At 45.6% G+C, this 14,615-nt stretch carries 14 protein-coding genes; 4 read left to right on the top strand and 10 right to left on the bottom strand.

Annotation, left to right across the window (positions count from 1 at the left end; translation table 11 throughout):
- The 5 genes from QMA01_RS11920 to QMA01_RS11900 all read right to left on the bottom strand — a co-directional run bounded on the left by QMA01_RS11920 (position 1) and on the right by QMA01_RS11900 (position 6,509).
- On the bottom strand, positions 1–1,641 hold the full coding sequence (locus tag QMA01_RS11920; RefSeq protein WP_290186301.1) for an ABC transporter substrate-binding protein: 1,641 nt from the start codon (positions 1,639–1,641) through the stop codon (positions 1–3).
- A gap of 170 nt (positions 1,642–1,811) precedes the next feature.
- The gene (locus tag QMA01_RS11915) at positions 1,812–3,230 is read right to left on the bottom strand and encodes a YfcC family protein (protein ID WP_225218474.1); all 1,419 of its coding nucleotides are present in this window, start codon (positions 3,228–3,230) and stop codon (positions 1,812–1,814) included.
- Between the two features lie 225 nt (positions 3,231–3,455).
- Positions 3,456–4,457, bottom strand: coding sequence for a S8 family peptidase (locus QMA01_RS11910; protein ID WP_191715244.1), 1,002 nt, complete (start codon positions 4,455–4,457; stop codon positions 3,456–3,458).
- A 127-nt stretch (positions 4,458–4,584) separates the two neighbouring features.
- A complete protein-coding gene (locus QMA01_RS11905) occupies positions 4,585–6,120 on the bottom strand; it encodes a solute symporter family protein (protein ID WP_191715243.1) in 1,536 nt (511 codons plus the stop codon).
- Positions 6,117–6,509 carry a DUF485 domain-containing protein gene (locus QMA01_RS11900; RefSeq protein WP_191715242.1) on the bottom strand — a complete coding sequence of 131 codons (393 nt, stop codon included), beginning with the start codon at positions 6,507–6,509 and terminating at the stop codon, positions 6,117–6,119. Before QMA01_RS11900 ends, QMA01_RS11905 begins: the two co-directional genes overlap by 4 nt.
- A 251-nt stretch (positions 6,510–6,760) precedes the next feature.
- Between QMA01_RS11900 and QMA01_RS11895 the strand changes: the two genes are divergently transcribed.
- Positions 6,761–7,822 carry a saccharopine dehydrogenase family protein gene (locus QMA01_RS11895; RefSeq protein WP_290215068.1) on the top strand — a complete coding sequence of 354 codons (1,062 nt, stop codon included), beginning with the start codon at positions 6,761–6,763 and terminating at the stop codon, positions 7,820–7,822.
- Positions 7,823–7,899: 77 nt separating this feature from the next.
- Here QMA01_RS11895 and QMA01_RS11890 read toward each other — a convergent pair whose 3' ends face one another.
- From QMA01_RS11890 to QMA01_RS11880, 3 genes are all read right to left on the bottom strand, one after another.
- Positions 7,900–8,658: an ABC transporter permease gene (locus QMA01_RS11890; protein WP_191715240.1), complete on the bottom strand. Its 759-nt coding sequence runs from the start codon at positions 8,656–8,658 to the stop codon at positions 7,900–7,902.
- Complete coding sequence (locus QMA01_RS11885; RefSeq protein ID WP_191715239.1) at positions 8,655–9,386, bottom strand: ABC transporter ATP-binding protein; 732 nt, start codon at positions 9,384–9,386, stop codon at positions 8,655–8,657. The genes QMA01_RS11890 and QMA01_RS11885 overlap by 4 nt, the downstream gene beginning before the upstream one ends.
- A 61-nt stretch (positions 9,387–9,447) precedes the next feature.
- Complete coding sequence (locus tag QMA01_RS11880; RefSeq protein WP_191715238.1) at positions 9,448–9,945, bottom strand: ferritin; 498 nt, start codon at positions 9,943–9,945, stop codon at positions 9,448–9,450.
- 248 nt (positions 9,946–10,193) lie between these two features.
- Between QMA01_RS11880 and QMA01_RS11875 the strand changes: the two genes are divergently transcribed.
- Genes QMA01_RS11875 through QMA01_RS11865 form a run of 3 tightly spaced genes read left to right on the top strand, consistent with a single transcriptional unit; the run spans position 10,194 to position 12,614 of the window.
- Positions 10,194–10,955 carry a GTP cyclohydrolase II gene (locus QMA01_RS11875; protein ID WP_290215067.1) on the top strand — a complete coding sequence of 254 codons (762 nt, stop codon included), beginning with the start codon at positions 10,194–10,196 and terminating at the stop codon, positions 10,953–10,955.
- Positions 10,942–12,045: a bifunctional diaminohydroxyphosphoribosylaminopyrimidine deaminase/5-amino-6-(5-phosphoribosylamino)uracil reductase RibD gene (ribD, locus tag QMA01_RS11870; protein WP_290215066.1), complete on the top strand. Its 1,104-nt coding sequence runs from the start codon at positions 10,942–10,944 to the stop codon at positions 12,043–12,045. The genes QMA01_RS11875 and ribD overlap by 14 nt, the downstream gene beginning before the upstream one ends.
- Positions 12,042–12,614, top strand: a complete 573-nt coding sequence (locus tag QMA01_RS11865; protein WP_290186315.1) for a 5' nucleotidase, NT5C type — start codon at positions 12,042–12,044, stop codon at positions 12,612–12,614. Before ribD ends, QMA01_RS11865 begins: the two co-directional genes overlap by 4 nt.
- A gap of 91 nt (positions 12,615–12,705) precedes the next feature.
- Here QMA01_RS11865 and QMA01_RS11860 read toward each other — a convergent pair whose 3' ends face one another.
- On the bottom strand, positions 12,706–13,542 hold the full coding sequence (locus QMA01_RS11860) for an SDR family oxidoreductase (RefSeq protein ID WP_290186317.1): 837 nt from the start codon (positions 13,540–13,542) through the stop codon (positions 12,706–12,708).
- A gap of 11 nt (positions 13,543–13,553) precedes the next feature.
- Positions 13,554–14,612: a mannonate dehydratase gene (uxuA, locus tag QMA01_RS11855; protein WP_191715233.1), complete on the bottom strand. Its 1,059-nt coding sequence runs from the start codon at positions 14,610–14,612 to the stop codon at positions 13,554–13,556.
- Positions 14,613–14,615 lie beyond the last annotated feature (3 nt).

Below are 14,615 nucleotides of genomic sequence, written 5' to 3'. Positions count from 1 at the left end.
CTATTGGTTTGATAAATATACATCAGTCATCAAGTCATTGCTCATGGGATGCGGTTTGTAGTCTTCCACATAATCGCTTTGTGCAAGCGGCGGAGTCGTATAGGCAAGCATTACCCACGGTGCATCTTCTTGGAACAATTGCTGCGCTTCCTTGTAAAGTTCTGTGCGTTTATCCTGGTCCAGGGTTTCTCTGGCTTCCGTGATCAAGGAAGTGAACTCATCACTCTTATAAAAAGCGATATTCTGCGCCGGCACTTCTGCGTTAGTCTTACTCAAGTTTGGATAGAGGAAGTTATCCGGATCAGCCATAACGCCAGTCCAGCCATACATAGCCATGGTATGCTTTCCACTCTTCGTGTCATCCAAATAAGTTGCCCACTCCGTCGATACAATCTCGGCTGTAATGCCGATTTCGGCCAGATCTGACTGAATTGCTTCAGCAATTTTCATCGGTTCGGGCAAATAAGGGCGCGGATTGCTCATGGTATACAATTCCGTCTCAAAACCATTTTCATAGCCGGCTTCAGCCAAGAGCTTTTTCGCTTCCTCGACATTGTAATCGTATTTCTCCAAGGTATCATCGTAGCTCCATAACGAAGGCGGCAATGGACTCGTTGCCGGATCTGCCATTCCATTATAGAAAGCATCGACAATTTCCTCTTTATTGATGGCCATATTAATCGCTTTTCGCACCAATGGATCATCAAACGGCTCTTTTTCCATATTGAACGCCATGTAACCGATATTGAAGCTTGGACGTTTCTGTAGTTCGAGCCCCTGCGTTTCTTCCACGACATTGGTGTCTCCGGCATTCATTCCATCAAGTACATCGATTTCGCCGGTCTGCAGCGCGTTCAAGCGCGCCGAATTTTCGGGAATCACCTGGTAGATGAGTTTGTCCAAATAAGGTTTCCCTTCCATCCAGTAATCCGGGTTTTTTGCCAATGTAATGGTGCTGTTGCGGCTCCATTCTTCAAACATAAATGGCCCTGTACCCACTGGGTGCTCATTCAATTCAGCACCGTATTGCTCAATAGCGGCCGGACTCGCAATCCCGAACATGGATATAGCTAAATAACTGAGGAACGGAGCTGTTTTGCGCTTCAATTTGATTTCAAGCTCATGTTCTCCTGTAGCGACTACATGCTCAATCAGGTGATTTTCATCTCCTTTAAATCCGCCATAAAGAAACGGGTAGTAAGGAAAATCTCCTTGATGGTACGGGTTTTCAGTGTCCATCCACCGTTCAAAGTTGAAGACTACTGCATCGGCATTGAAATCAGTTCCATCATGAAATTTAACGCCTTCCCGCAACTGGAATGTCCAAGTCAATCCGTCTTCACTAGAACTGTACTCGGTTGCAAGCTTCGGCTGCAGCTCCAAATTATGATCGTATTCCAATAAGGTTTCGAAAACATTGTGGGTGACCCGAATGGATTCCCCGTCCGTCACGTTAATCGGATCCAGTCCAACCGAGTCAGCTCCACGGCCATAAATCAATGTGCCGCCCTGCTTGTCTTCCTCAGTCATTTCTCCCCCACTATTTTCCGTCTCTCCTGATTCGGAGTTTCCAGAACAGGCAGCCAGCAATAAAACCAAAATCAGCAACATATAAAATGGGCGATGCGATTTCTTCTTCATGATGTTTCCTCCTCGTTTGTTTTCTGCCTTTCCTCTACATTCTGGAAATCAATTAATTATAAATATAGACAAAAAGTAGATAAATAAAAGTATAAGTATTTTAATTTGAATTTTCAAATAAATATTCATCTTTAATTCAAAGAAAGTATCTGACCTATAGAACCCGGCCTTTAAATCGGTCCCCAATTAATCAGCACGCCGATTGTCAGCATAATAACGGCAATGACTGTCCACATCAACAATAAAGGCAGCATCCACTTCGCCCATTTGATCCAGGGTACGCCTGCTACAGCGAGGCTGGCCATCAAAGGTCCGGATGTTGGAAATATACTGTTGGTGAATCCATCACCAAACTGATAGGCCTGAACAGCAACTTGCCTTGTAACGCCGATCATATCCGACAATGGCGTCAGAATCGGCATAACAATCATGGCTTGTCCACTTCCCGAAGGGACCAAGAAGTTCAAAGCACCATTGGCGACGAACATCCCCAACGCCGCAAAGACCGGCGTCAGTCCTTCTAAAGGGACCGAGAGTGCTTGGACAAAAGTATCCAAAATCAACGCATTTTCCATAACAATCAAGATTGCCCGGGCTACCCCGATAATCAATGCCCCATACACCAAATTTTTGCAGCCCTCCAAGAAGGTCAAAGTTAATTTATTGTAATCCATTCCGGCAATGATGCCTGCACCAATGCCGATTATGATAAAGAATGCGGCCATATGGTCAATGGTCCATTGAAATTCAATGGTCGCATAAACAAAGAACGCCAGGCAGAGTCCGACAAATGACAAAATCAGCTTGTGCCGTCCGGTAAATGGAGCATCCAGTGGAGATTCCCCTTCTTTGCCTTCATCCAGCACACCAATCAGGCTTCTCGATGGATCTGCCAATACTTTCTTTGCGTAGCTCCACGTGTACAAAATCGTCACACCGACAATCACCACAAAAGCGATTACGCGCAACCCCATGCCGGAAAACAACGGCACATCCGCAATAGACTGAGCAATACCCACTGTATAAGGATTCAAAAATCCGACATTGAATCCAGCAAATGTTGCCCCAAACGTAATGGCCACGGCAACAATGGCATCCAGCTTTAAAGCTCTTGCAATGATGACCCCAATTGCCACAAACGGAATAATCGAGTTTGCTACCGCTCCGACTGCTCCACCAAGAGCAAACAGGATGGAGACCAAAGCAATGAGCAGGAACTCTTTTCCTTTGGTTTTATTGACTGCCCGCAGGATGCCTCCTTTGATCGCTCCAGAACGCTCCACCACTTCGAATGCCCCACCGGCAAACAGGACCAGGAAAATCAATCCGCCCGATTGTACCATCCCTTCCTGCAAAGCAAGGAAAATGTCCATGAAACCTGTAGGATTGCTGTCAGTTTGTGCATATGTATTCGGTACGACCCGTTCTACTTCATCTACCAGTTCTCGTTCAAAAGTTCCCGCCGGCACAATATAAGTGGCTGCCACAGCGATCAATAACACAATAAACAAGATGACGTATGTATCAGGCATTTCAAACTTTCTTTTTTTCTTGTTTTTAGCTTCTTGCTGATTTTCGGGAACACTCATAAACGGTTCATTTCCTTTCGACTCGTTGATTTCCTTCCCACTATTTCGCCTACCGAAAAGGATTGGTTACCAGTATATAAGTTCAAAAGAAAATTATCAAATCAGTTTTTTCTAAAATTTAAGAAAAAATACTGCTTTGGAGACTGGACGTCAAAGAATAGGCTTTACTTTTTGGTCAAAAAAGTAAAGCCATTCCGTTTGTTGTAGCCGGAATGGCTTTTTGTTCTACCTTCTCTCTTTTCTTTCAACACCGGTACTATAAGAAGTGTTGACCAGCTTTAATAATTGTTCAAACTTATTTATAATATCCAACGCCAGCAAACCGTTGCCTTCTGCCGTTTTTGGATAGCCGAGCGGCACAGTGCGGCGCACTAATTGGGCGTAAAGCTCAGCTTCTGTCAATTCACGGGCGAACTCTTTTTCTGCAATATTTTTGACCAGCACCAAAGCGCCCGAGACATGGGGCGTCGCCATGGATGTACCAGACAAGCTGGCGTGTTTTCCTCCCGGAAATGTTGAGTAGATATCAACGCCTGGAGCCACCAAGTCGATTTCGTCATTCGTGTTGCTGAAGTTCGCAATTCGGCGGTCAAAGTCTACTGCCCCAACCTGAATCACTTCACCGTATGCGCCGGGATAAGCAAATTCATCCGTATCGGAACTGTCGTCTCCTTCGTTTCCTGCCGCACAGACCACTGGAATCCCCGCATCCACTGCACGCTTAATCGCTGCATGGAGCTCTTCAACATCCTCTGGGCCGCCTAGAGACATGGAAATGACGCTTACCGTTTCTCCGTCTGGACCTTTCCAATCTATCGCGAAATGGATACCATCAATAATCCCCTGGTATTCTCCGCCGCCTTCTCCTGACAAAACTTTTAAAATGAGCAGGTGGGCTTCCGGAGCAACACCGGCGATTCCTCCTTCTGGCCTGAAAGAAGCAGCAACTGTCCCCGCGACATGTGTGCCATGGCCGTTGTTATCGTCGAAATTAGCAACATCCCCTCCAAAGTCAGGGGTGAAGTTTCTCCCCCCTACGATGCGATCCTTGAGGTCAGGATGATCCGGCTGGCAACCCGTGTCAAGAATCGCTACGATGTTTCCTTTTCCCCGTTCTGCATCCGCCCATACTTCCGGTGCCTGGATCATCCGGACGCCTTCCGGAATCTGGGGTGCTTGTTCCATTATTTCTTCTACACGATATGGAATTAAGTGAAGCTTCGCCATTGAATTCACTCCTTATAATTTCCAATTATTTTCATACTCCTTCTATTCGTCGAAAGACTGTTAAATCCTTTATTATTTCAATGAAAAAACCGACACCCAAAAGGCATCGGTTTTCCATTTATCCATCTTATAATTGTCTAAATCCACCTGTATTGGCACGGACATTGACTTCAGAATATTTCTTGAGGTCTTTTTCTTTCGATAGCATCGTTCCAACCCATCCGCCGATGAAACCAAGCGGCACAGATAACAGAGCCGGATTCGTCAATGGGAAGATCGGGTCGCCCACTAAAATTGCGGCGCCGACTTCCGGACTCATTACGCTCGGGCTGAGCGATACCAGCACTAACGCTGAAATTAAGCCTGTCAGAATCGCCGATATCGCTCCCGTTGTATTGAAGCGTTTCCAGAAGATCGTGTAGACGATAACCGGCAGATTCGCGCTGGCAGCAATACAGAATGCCAGTGATACCAGGAACGCTACGTTCAAGCTTTGGGCAAAGATTGCCAAAAGAATCGAGAACGCCGAAACCCCAAGAGACGCATAGCGTGCCGCCAACATTTGCTGGCGCTCAGTCGCTTGGCCTTTTTTGATGATTTGGCCGTAAATATCATGGGCAAAAGCTGAAGCACCTGTCAAAACCAACCCCGCTACTACAGCGAGAATCGTTGCAAATGCGACTGCCGAAATGAATGACATCAGTATGTCTCCACCTAATGCTTGAGCCAATAACGGTGCCGCCATGTTACCGGCCGGATTTGTGGAAGTAATTAAATCAGATCCAACGAAAGCGGCTGCGCCGAAACCAAGGAAAATCGTCATAACGTAGAAAATTCCGACGATCCATGTAGCCCACATGACCGAGCTTCGTGCAGTTTTTGCATCTTTTACAGTAAAGAAGCGCATAAGGATATGCGGCAGTCCTGCAGTACCCAATACTAGAGCCAGCATCAACGAAATGGTATCCAAAGGAATTTTGTATCTAACTCCCGGACTTAAATAGGCTTCTCCGTGAGGCGTAGCCGTTTTCATTTGCGCAAACATTTCCAGTATATTGAAATTGAAATTCTTTAATACAAGGAAAGATAAAATGACTGTACCGACCATCAACAGAACAGCTTTGATGATTTGCACCCAACTTGTAGCAGTCATCCCACCGAACAAAACATAGATGGTCATCATAACTCCGACAAGCAGAACCGCCCAAATGTAATCTATGCCAAACAGCAGCTGAATCAATGCACCTGCACCCACCAGCTGTGCAATCATGTAAAAAATAACGATGGTGATAGAGCTTAACGCCGCTGCCCCACGAACTTTTTTCGCATTAAAACGGGCATTGATCATGTCAGCGAGAGTGTATTTCCCTAAGTTGCGCAATGGTTCAGCAACGATGAACAGTACTACCAAATAAGCGACAAGGTAGCCGATGGAGAAAAGAAAGCCATCAAATCCGAACAAAGCTATCGCCCCTGCAATCCCAAGAAAAGAGGCGGCTGATAAATAATCTCCCGCAATAGCCAACCCATTCTGCCAGCCGGTTAAACCGCCTCCCGCAGTATAAAAATCACTCGCGGAGTTTGTCCGTTTTGCTGCATAATAAGTAATGACAAGGGTAATCCCAACTATAAAAACAAAAATGGCTATAACCGTAGCATTCATCGAGTTTCCTCCTCGTCATAATCAAATTCCTTCAGTGTATCTTTAGCCATTTCATCGAATTTCTCTGCACGCTTCATGTAAACGGTTACAAGTATCCAAGTCATAGCAAATAGACTGAACGCAAACACCCATGCCCAAGTGATGTCCCCGATAAAAGTGGCGTCTAACCAATTCGTGTAAGAAATCACAATATTAAATAATAGATAAAGTCCTAAAAATAAAATAGTCGTCGGAATCAAAAAACGTTTCTTTCTGCGCATCAAATCCCTGAAACCTGCTGAGTTTTCAATCTGCTGAAAATCCGGTATATGCCCGTCAGGTCTCTCATGCACCTGATTCTCATTTTCACTTTCACGCTGTTTCTCCGTGCTTGTGATGACTTTCTCCACATTCTCCACCCCTTTAATTTTTTATTTTTTCTGAATCTATAAACAATTAAAGCATCTATCGTTTTTAGAGTCAATGATTGATTAGTAAAAATATGTTAATAAGAACGAATGGAAATTACCAGTAAGAAAAGAAGCTTTTATTTAGATAAAGAGAAATAATGCAACTTTCTTGACCATGTGAATCCAAACAAAGGGTTTCGATCATTTTTACAGAATACCATTAGAAAGACGTATAACGAGGAGCAAATAGAATGAACAAATGGATGATATATGGAGCAAATGGTTATACCGGAGAACTGATTGCCCGGGAAGCTGTCAGAAGAGGAATGTCACCGGTGCTTAGTGGCCGCAACGCTGAGAAGATCCGTCCCTTAGCAGAAGAATTATCTTTGGAATTTCAAGCATTCCCCTTAAACGACCAGGCAGCAGACCATTTGAAGGAAATCGACTTGGTTCTCCATTGTGCCGGCCCTTTTGAAATAACCAGTGCACTTATGATTGAGGCCTGCCTGTCAGCCGAAACGGATTACTTGGACATTACCGGTGAAGTTTCTGTATTCGAACATACCCACTCCCAACATGAACGGGCCAAAGAAAAAGGGATTGTTCTTTGTTCAGGAGTCGGCTTTGACGTCGTACCGACAGATTGCATCGCCTTAAAGTTGAAGGAAGAAATGCCGGACGCAACGGAATTGTCACTCGGGTTCGATTCGGATTCCGGGATCTCACCTGGTACCTTCAAAACCATGATCCAAGGTTTGGGATCCGGCAGCATGCACAGAAAAAATGGTGTGCTGGAGGCGGTTCCGATTGGCAAACAGCGCCGGATCATCGATTTCGGACGCGGTTCACGCTCTGCGATGGGAATTCCTTGGGGAGATGTTTCCACAGCTTTTTATACTACTGGCATCCCGAACATTTCCGCTTGGATCCCTATGCCAAAGGCGCAACTATACAGCGCCCGTTTGATGGGCGCCGCAGGTCCGTTATTGGCCACGGATTGGGTGAAAGAGAAGCTGGAAAAACAAGTGGAGAAGCGGATCAAAGGCCCGGATAGCGATTTACGCGCCAATTCCCCCGCTTATATTTGGGGAGAAGCCAAAAACCGGAAAGGCGTCATCAAAGTCGCTCGGATCCAAACAGCGAATGTTTACGATTTGACTGTTTATAGTTCATTAGAAATCGTCTGCCGCTTACTGGAGAAAAAAATCGAAGGCGGCTCCTACACACCGGCCGGTCTTTTCGGTTCAAACTTAGTTGAAAGCCTCCCGGGTTCCGGAACTTTTGAAATCGATTCTTTTTTTCCTTATTGAAACGAGAATACGACCGGAAGAGCTCCGTTTTTCCAATAAAAAAAGACAAATCCGGTAAACCCGAATTTGTCTTTATCTTAACTAATGTTCTTACTCATTACTTGCATCCGTTGATTGAACAAAGTCGGATAAGACAAGAAGCCCAGCATGACACTGGTGACAGCGGCTGTTGTCAACAACAGAAACATGATCAGCAGCTGGAATTGGACCGCTTGAATCGGATCCGCCCCAGCGATGATCTGCCCGCTCATCATTCCCGGCAGCTGCACAAGCCCGACCGTCTTCTGGCTTTCGATGGTCGGGATCATACTTGCTTTTATCGAATTGATCAATTGTGTATGGATGGCTTGTTTGGGCGTCCCTCCAAGCGACAGGATCAGTTCGGTCTCATCTTGATGCGACTCGACTTCAGCTGTAAAACGGTTGAGGAAGAGAATCGACAGCACCATTGAATTCCCGATGACCATTCCGCTGATCGGAATGATGTATTGCGCGGTGGCAGGCGTAATATTGAAGCCCAGCAAAATGCCTTGCGTCAATACTTCTACAAACACCAAGGTGACAGCTACTTTCGTGGTGATCCCTTGAATCGCTGCCCCTTTTTTCTGGGCATTATGGGTAGCTGCCACAATCATCAAAGCGACCATCAGAAAAATATAGATCAGGCTTTCCGAATCAAAAACAAATTTCAATACATAGCCGACCGCCAGCAATTGCACGATCGAACGCAGTGTGGCGATGATCGTGTCCCGTTCCAGCCCCAGTTTCAGCGTTTTAGACAACAAGAGCGGAATGACAACAAAAATCAAAGTGATCGATAACGTTAAATAGCTCATCCCGCTTCCCCCCTGACAAACCGTCTGACCTTGTCATTGGACGGGTCATTGAGCAAATCGCTTTCTCCTGTCTCCACCACTTCGCCGTCCATCATCACCCATGTGAAATCACCGATTTCCAGGGCTTGCTGGAGGTTATGGGTGATCCAAATAATAGTCGTCCCGTATTTCCGGTTGATTTTGACGATCAATTCCTCAATTTCTTTCAAAGAAGTGCGGTCCAAAGAAGAAGTGATTTCGTCGAGCAGCAAAACCTCTGGTTTGTTGACCAATGTCCGGGCAATAGAGACCTTTTGGCGCTGGCCACCGGATAAGTCTTTGACTTTCCGCTCCAGCAGTTCCTCTTCCAGCCCGACATCATGCAGCAATTCAACCGCTTCGGCTTTGGATAAAGACTTTCCCTGCAGCTCCAGTGGCAGGCCTAAATTTTTATAGACGCTGCCGCCAACCATTGGAGCGCTTTGAAGTGCAATGCCGACCATTCGGCGCAGCTCAACAGGCTCATAGTCTTCAATGGGCCGGTCTTTAATGTAGACTTCTCCAGCAGCAGGAGACAATAAACCATTGCATAACTTCAACAATGTTGTTTTACCGGCTCCCGAAGGGCCTACGAGCGTCGTAATCTTGCCTTCTGGGAACGAGCCGGTAATGCCTTTTAAAATTTGATTTTTCCCAAATGAAAAATCTACGTGATTAAAATGTATAGCCGGTTTGTAGGTTACAGACACGAACCTCACATCCTTTCGAGCAGAAAAGCAGCACATATTTTGCTATGTGCTGCTCGCTTTATTAATCTTCCAGTTTTCTCTGGGCAAATTCGTCGTCCATTTTCAGGAAGTACTCTCCGCCTTCTTCAATGGCTCTTACTCTTGCAATGATGTCGCGGAAGGATTTTTCTTCCTCCATTTGCTCTTCGATGAACCAGTCCAGGAAGGAAAGTGTGGCATGTTCCTGCAACTCATCGGCCAATGTAACCAATGCATAAATATTGCTGGTCACCGATTTTTCCTGTGACAATGAACTTTCCAGTACGTCCAATGCGCTGACAAAATGATTTTTGGGTTCAGTCAAAGCTTGCAAAACCGGCTTTTCATCCATTGTCACCAAGTAATGATAGAATTTCATGGCATGGTAATGCTCTTCTCTTGATTGGATCAAATAGAAATTGGCAAATCCGTGATAGCCTTTTTTGGAGAAATACGCCGCCATTGCGGTGTAAGCATGTGCTGCCTGTAATTCATTATTGAATTGATCATTCAATGCATTCGTCAATTTTTCTGATAACATGTTCATTCCTCCTGATTTCTTATTTAGAATTATTATAATGTAGATAATATACCACAGCGCCATCAGATAATCAAATCAAATGAGAATATTATTATTTAATTGAGAATAAATATCATTTTTAATGGGAGTTAGTTATTTTCAAATGATAATAATTATTATTTATAAACAATAAAGTGCTTATTACTTACTTTTAGTAACATGATGTAGTAAGATATCATAGAGATAAGGTTCATATAGGGGGAAACAGGATGACAGACATGAAATTAGATCCAAAAGTATTTGCGATATTAAAAGAAAAAATCCAAATGATTAAAACAGAAGAAGGTGCCGTCTATTTAGTTGGACCAATTCGGCTGCCGGTGAACTTATATGATGAAACGTTCGTATTCAACTGGTATTGCTGGTTGAGCCTTGAAGAAGTGACTGAAGATTACGAGAGCATCATCGAAAAGTTGAGCTCAGCAAATCTTGCAGAATATCAGCAATCAAGCGTTCTTGTTTATGGAGATTTTGAAAATGATGCAGAAGCCTTGATCCGCATGCACTCCATCTGCCATACAGGTGACATTTTTGGCAGCAAACGCTGTGATTGCGGCTACCAATTGAAACAATCCATGAAACGCATTACAGACCATGGCACTGGCGCATTGTTTTATTTGGCAAACCACGAAGGACGCGGCATCGGTTTGTTCAGCAAAGCGATGGCATACGTATTGCAGGAAAATGGCTACGATACTGTTGAAGCCAATGAACGCTTAGGCTACGTGGATGATTCCAGAAATTACGGAGATGCCATCGCCGTGCTGCAAGCATTGCGTACTAAGCCGGTTACGTTGATGACCAATAATCCAAAAAAAGTGGCGGCCATTGAAAAAGCCGGTCTTCAAATTGCTTCAAGAACCTCTCTGTGGGGAGACGAATCCGAATACAACGCCAACTACCTGCAGACCAAAATCAGCCGCTCCGGCCATCTTAAAGACGGGGAGGATATTGTCCATGTCAAGCCATGAATTTTATATGGATCTCGCACTCTACAATGCGAAGAACATGAAAGGCCAGACAGATCCCAATCCGTTGGTCGGCTCTGTCATCGTCAATGACAACCGTGTTGTCGGCATTGGCACTCACCTGAAAGCCGGTGAGCCCCATGCGGAAGTCCATGCCCTTCGCATGGCAGGCGATTTGAGCCGTGGTGCAACGATTTATGTAACGCTTGAGCCATGCTCACATTTCGGACGGACCGGCCCCTGTGCCCAAGCCATCATCGATGCGGGCATCAAAAAAGCCATCGTGGCCACACTCGATCCAAATCCGATTGTTTCCGGCAACGGTGTCCGCATGCTGGAAGAAGCCGGCATTGAAGTGATTGTTGGCGTCCGCGAGCAGGAAGCCCAAGAAATGAATGAAGTGTTCAATAAATTTATTGTTGAAAAGACTCCTTTTGTGACCTTGAAAGCCGCTTCAACACTGGATGGCAAAATCGCGACCCATTCCCTCGACAGCAAATGGATCACATCCGAGGAAGCGCGGTTAGATGTCCATCTTCTGCGCAGCCAGCATATGGCGATATTGGTCGGCGTCGGAACCGTAGTCGAAGACGATCCGGAATTGACGGCACGCATTCCAAACGGTCGAAATCCGCTCCGTGTCGTCCTTGATTCGACACTTCGCATTCCACTGGACTCGAAGCTTGTTACGGATGGCATTGCGGATACTTGGATTTTCACAAGTAAACAGTACGATGCCGACAAACGCAAAGCGTTGGAAGCTCTTGGCATTTCCATTTACGAAACCAGCAGCGATACCCAAGTGGATGTATCGGATGTCGTCCGTGTACTCGGCGAAAAAGGAATTTCTTCACTCTTTATTGAAGGCGGCGGCACTATCAATGCGGCGTTCCTTGAAAATGGGCTGATTGACAAAGTAGTCTTTTACTTTGCCCCTAAACTTGTCGGCGGCAAAATCGCGCCAACTTTCATTGAAGGAACAGGCATTGAATGGATGAAAGATGCCATTGATCTTCGTAATGGGGAATTCACCAAAATCGGCAAGGACTTTAAATTTACGGGCTATCCCGAAAAGCGAGGCAGCAATGTATGAGATTCGGCTTTGATGTAGACGATACTTTGATCAATTTGCGTGAATACGCGTTTCACTATTACCAGGAGCAACTGGGCCAAAAAGTGGATATCGATATTTTCCATGCCTTGAACCGAGTGGAAATTCATGAGGCGTTCGGCTTAAGCGATGAAGAAGGAAAGAAAATGTGGAATCAGTCCTTGGACTTCCTTTATTTCACGGACTGCCCTCTTTACCCCGGTGCGCTTGAACTCTTGAAGCAACTCGAGTCGGAAGGACATGACATTTTCTACATTACGTCACGGCCGCCGGAGCATACAGAAAACACATTCAGCTGGCTGATTAACCAGGGATTCCCTGTCAGCCGGGAAAACTTCTTCTGCGGCATGAAGGATTCGGAAAAAGCGGGCATCATCAAAGAACTGAATCTGGATTATTACTTCGATGACAAGCCGGCAGTTTTGGATACCTTGACGAACGATCCGGTAAAGGCGATCGTCAAAGACCAGTCCTATAACCGCCACCTCGATTTGCCGCGTGTGGAAAACTGGGATGAATTGGGCGATTTGATCAATAGCGAAATTAAATGAAGGCCTCAGCAGCCATAATCGCACTTCCTATGAATATTGAATCTGTTTATCAATGAAAAAAACCACATTCCTGAGAATGTGGTTTTTTGTTTTATACACCTGAATAAGCCAGGAACCCGCCGTCTACAGGCACGGTAATCCCTGTGACAAAGCCGGAGTAGTTTTCATCTAAAAGCCACAGCATCGTTCCGACCAAATCTTCCGGTTTGCCGAAACGTTTCATCGGCGTGCTGGCCATGATTTTCCCGGAACGGGGTGTCAGCGAACCATCCGCATTGGTGAGCAGGTCTTTGTTCTGTGCTGTCAGGAAAAACCCAGGCGCAATAGCGTTGACACGCAAATTCTCTTCTGCAAAATGGACAGCCATCCACATGGTGAAATTATTGATGGCTGCTTTTGCCGCACTATAGGCCGGAACTTTTGTCATCGGCGAGTAAGCACTCATAGAAGAAATGTTCAAAATAACCGGTGCATCTTGCTTCAGCAATTCCTTGCCGAATACTTGGCTGGCTAAGAATGAGCCGGTGAAGTTGCTGGCGAAGACGCGCGAAAAACCGTCTTCTCCCAATTCGAAAAAGGATTTTCCTGTCGCATCTTCTTCATGGATTTCAACATCGGTAATAGCATCGGGGTGATTGCCTCCTGCTCCATTGATCAGAATATCAATCCGTCCGAAGGCTTCAAGAATCTGTGCTTTGGCTTTTTCTAAAGAGTCTCTATCCAATACATCGGCTGCTACTGCGATCGCCTGGCCGCCTGCACTTTTGATTTCATCTGCCACGCCTTGTCCTTTTTCAGCTGTGCGGTTCAGGATGGCTACATTCACTTTTTGAAAGGCAAGTTGTCGCGCCATTTCCGAACAAAGAACGCCACTCCCACCGGTGATGACAGCTGTTCGTCCTGCAATATTTTCATGAGTTGAAAACATAGTATCCTCCCTTATTTTGATTGATGTGCATCCCATAGCCCTAGAAGATACATGATTCCCAGTGCCCGGTCATATAACCCGTATCCAGGCCTGCATTCTTCATTCCAGATATGGCGGCCGTGGTCCGGACGGGCATACCCCGAATAGTTTTGTTTTGAAAATTCACGGACTACACCGTTCAAGTCGATTGAACCGTCCTGTGTATAATGGGAGGTTTCGATAAAGTCCCCGTTCTCGAAAATCTTCACATTGCGCAGATGGGCAAACGGTGAATGCTTGGCATATTTTGAAGCCAGATCCACCATATCGTTTTCGGGGTTAGCTCCCATCGAACCTGTGCAGAACGTAATGCCGTTGGATGGCGAATTCGAGATTGAAATTAGACGCTCCCAGCTCTCTTCGCCTGTCATGATGCGCGGCAAACCGAATATGGACCAAGGTGGATCGTCCGGATGGATCGCCATTTGGATACCACTCGCTTCTGCGGTCGGCAAAATGGCCTGAAGGAAATAAGTAAGATTTCCCCATAGCTGTTCTTCATCCATGCCTTCGTATGCCGCAAAAAGTTCCTGAATGCGCGCCATCTTCTCCGGTTCCCATCCAGGGAGTGTCAAATCAGAAGCAGACGCTACCGTTTCAATCAGTTCCGCAGGCTCTAGGGATTCAATCTTCTCCTTTTCAAAGAATAAGGCAGTGGAACCATCCGGAAGGGGATGGTACAAAGAAGTACGTGTCCAGTCGAATATCGGCATGAAGTTATAACAGATTACTTTGACGCCGGCTTCCCCTAAATTGCGGATTGTCTCTTTGTAGTTTTCAATATACTGATCGCGCTCTTCATTGCCCAATTTAATGGATTCATGGACATTGACACTTTCTACCACGTCAGCATGGAAACCATAAGATTTAATATACTCAACTTCTGAATCGATTTCTTCCTTTGTCCAAACTTCTCCAGCCGGCTTGTGGTGAAGCGCCCAAACAATTCCTTTGGTTCCTGGAATCTGCTTGATTTGTTCTAATTGCACGCTATCATTGCCGCGGCCATACCAGCGAAATGTGATATTCATAAG

Origin of the sequence: Planococcus notacanthi, assembly GCF_030407825.1 — a bacterium.
GTDB lineage: Bacteria > Bacillota > Bacilli > Bacillales_A > Planococcaceae > Planococcus > Planococcus notacanthi.
The sequence above is the reverse complement of the archived record's forward strand: the minus strand, read 5'-3'. Positions and strand labels throughout refer to the sequence as shown.

Excerpts from the sequence above, each read along its gene's own strand:
- QMA01_RS11895 (WP_290215068.1), top strand. The coding sequence starts at position 6,761 with ATGAACAAATGGATGATATATGGAGCAAATGGTTATACCGGAGAACTG.
- QMA01_RS11865 (WP_290186315.1), top strand. The coding sequence starts at position 12,042 with ATGAGATTCGGCTTTGATGTAGACGATACTTTGATCAATTTGCGTGAA.
- ribD (WP_290215066.1), top strand. The coding sequence starts at position 10,942 with ATGTCAAGCCATGAATTTTATATGGATCTCGCACTCTACAATGCGAAG.
- QMA01_RS11880 (WP_191715238.1), bottom strand. The coding sequence starts at position 9,945 with ATGTTATCAGAAAAATTGACGAATGCATTGAATGATCAATTCAATAAT.
- QMA01_RS11910 (WP_191715244.1), bottom strand. The coding sequence starts at position 4,457 with ATGGCGAAGCTTCACTTAATTCCATATCGTGTAGAAGAAATAATGGAA.
- QMA01_RS11860 (WP_290186317.1), bottom strand. The coding sequence starts at position 13,542 with ATGTTTTCAACTCATGAAAATATTGCAGGACGAACAGCTGTCATCACC.
- QMA01_RS11915 (WP_225218474.1), bottom strand. The coding sequence starts at position 3,230 with ATGAGTGTTCCCGAAAATCAGCAAGAAGCTAAAAACAAGAAAAAAAGA.
- QMA01_RS11890 (WP_191715240.1), bottom strand. The coding sequence starts at position 8,658 with ATGAGCTATTTAACGTTATCGATCACTTTGATTTTTGTTGTCATTCCG.
- QMA01_RS11905 (WP_191715243.1), bottom strand. The coding sequence starts at position 6,120 with ATGAATGCTACGGTTATAGCCATTTTTGTTTTTATAGTTGGGATTACC.
- QMA01_RS11920 (WP_290186301.1), bottom strand. The coding sequence starts at position 1,641 with ATGAAGAAGAAATCGCATCGCCCATTTTATATGTTGCTGATTTTGGTT.
- QMA01_RS11875 (WP_290215067.1), top strand. The coding sequence starts at position 10,194 with ATGACAGACATGAAATTAGATCCAAAAGTATTTGCGATATTAAAAGAA.
- uxuA (WP_191715233.1), bottom strand. The coding sequence starts at position 14,612 with ATGAATATCACATTTCGCTGGTATGGCCGCGGCAATGATAGCGTGCAA.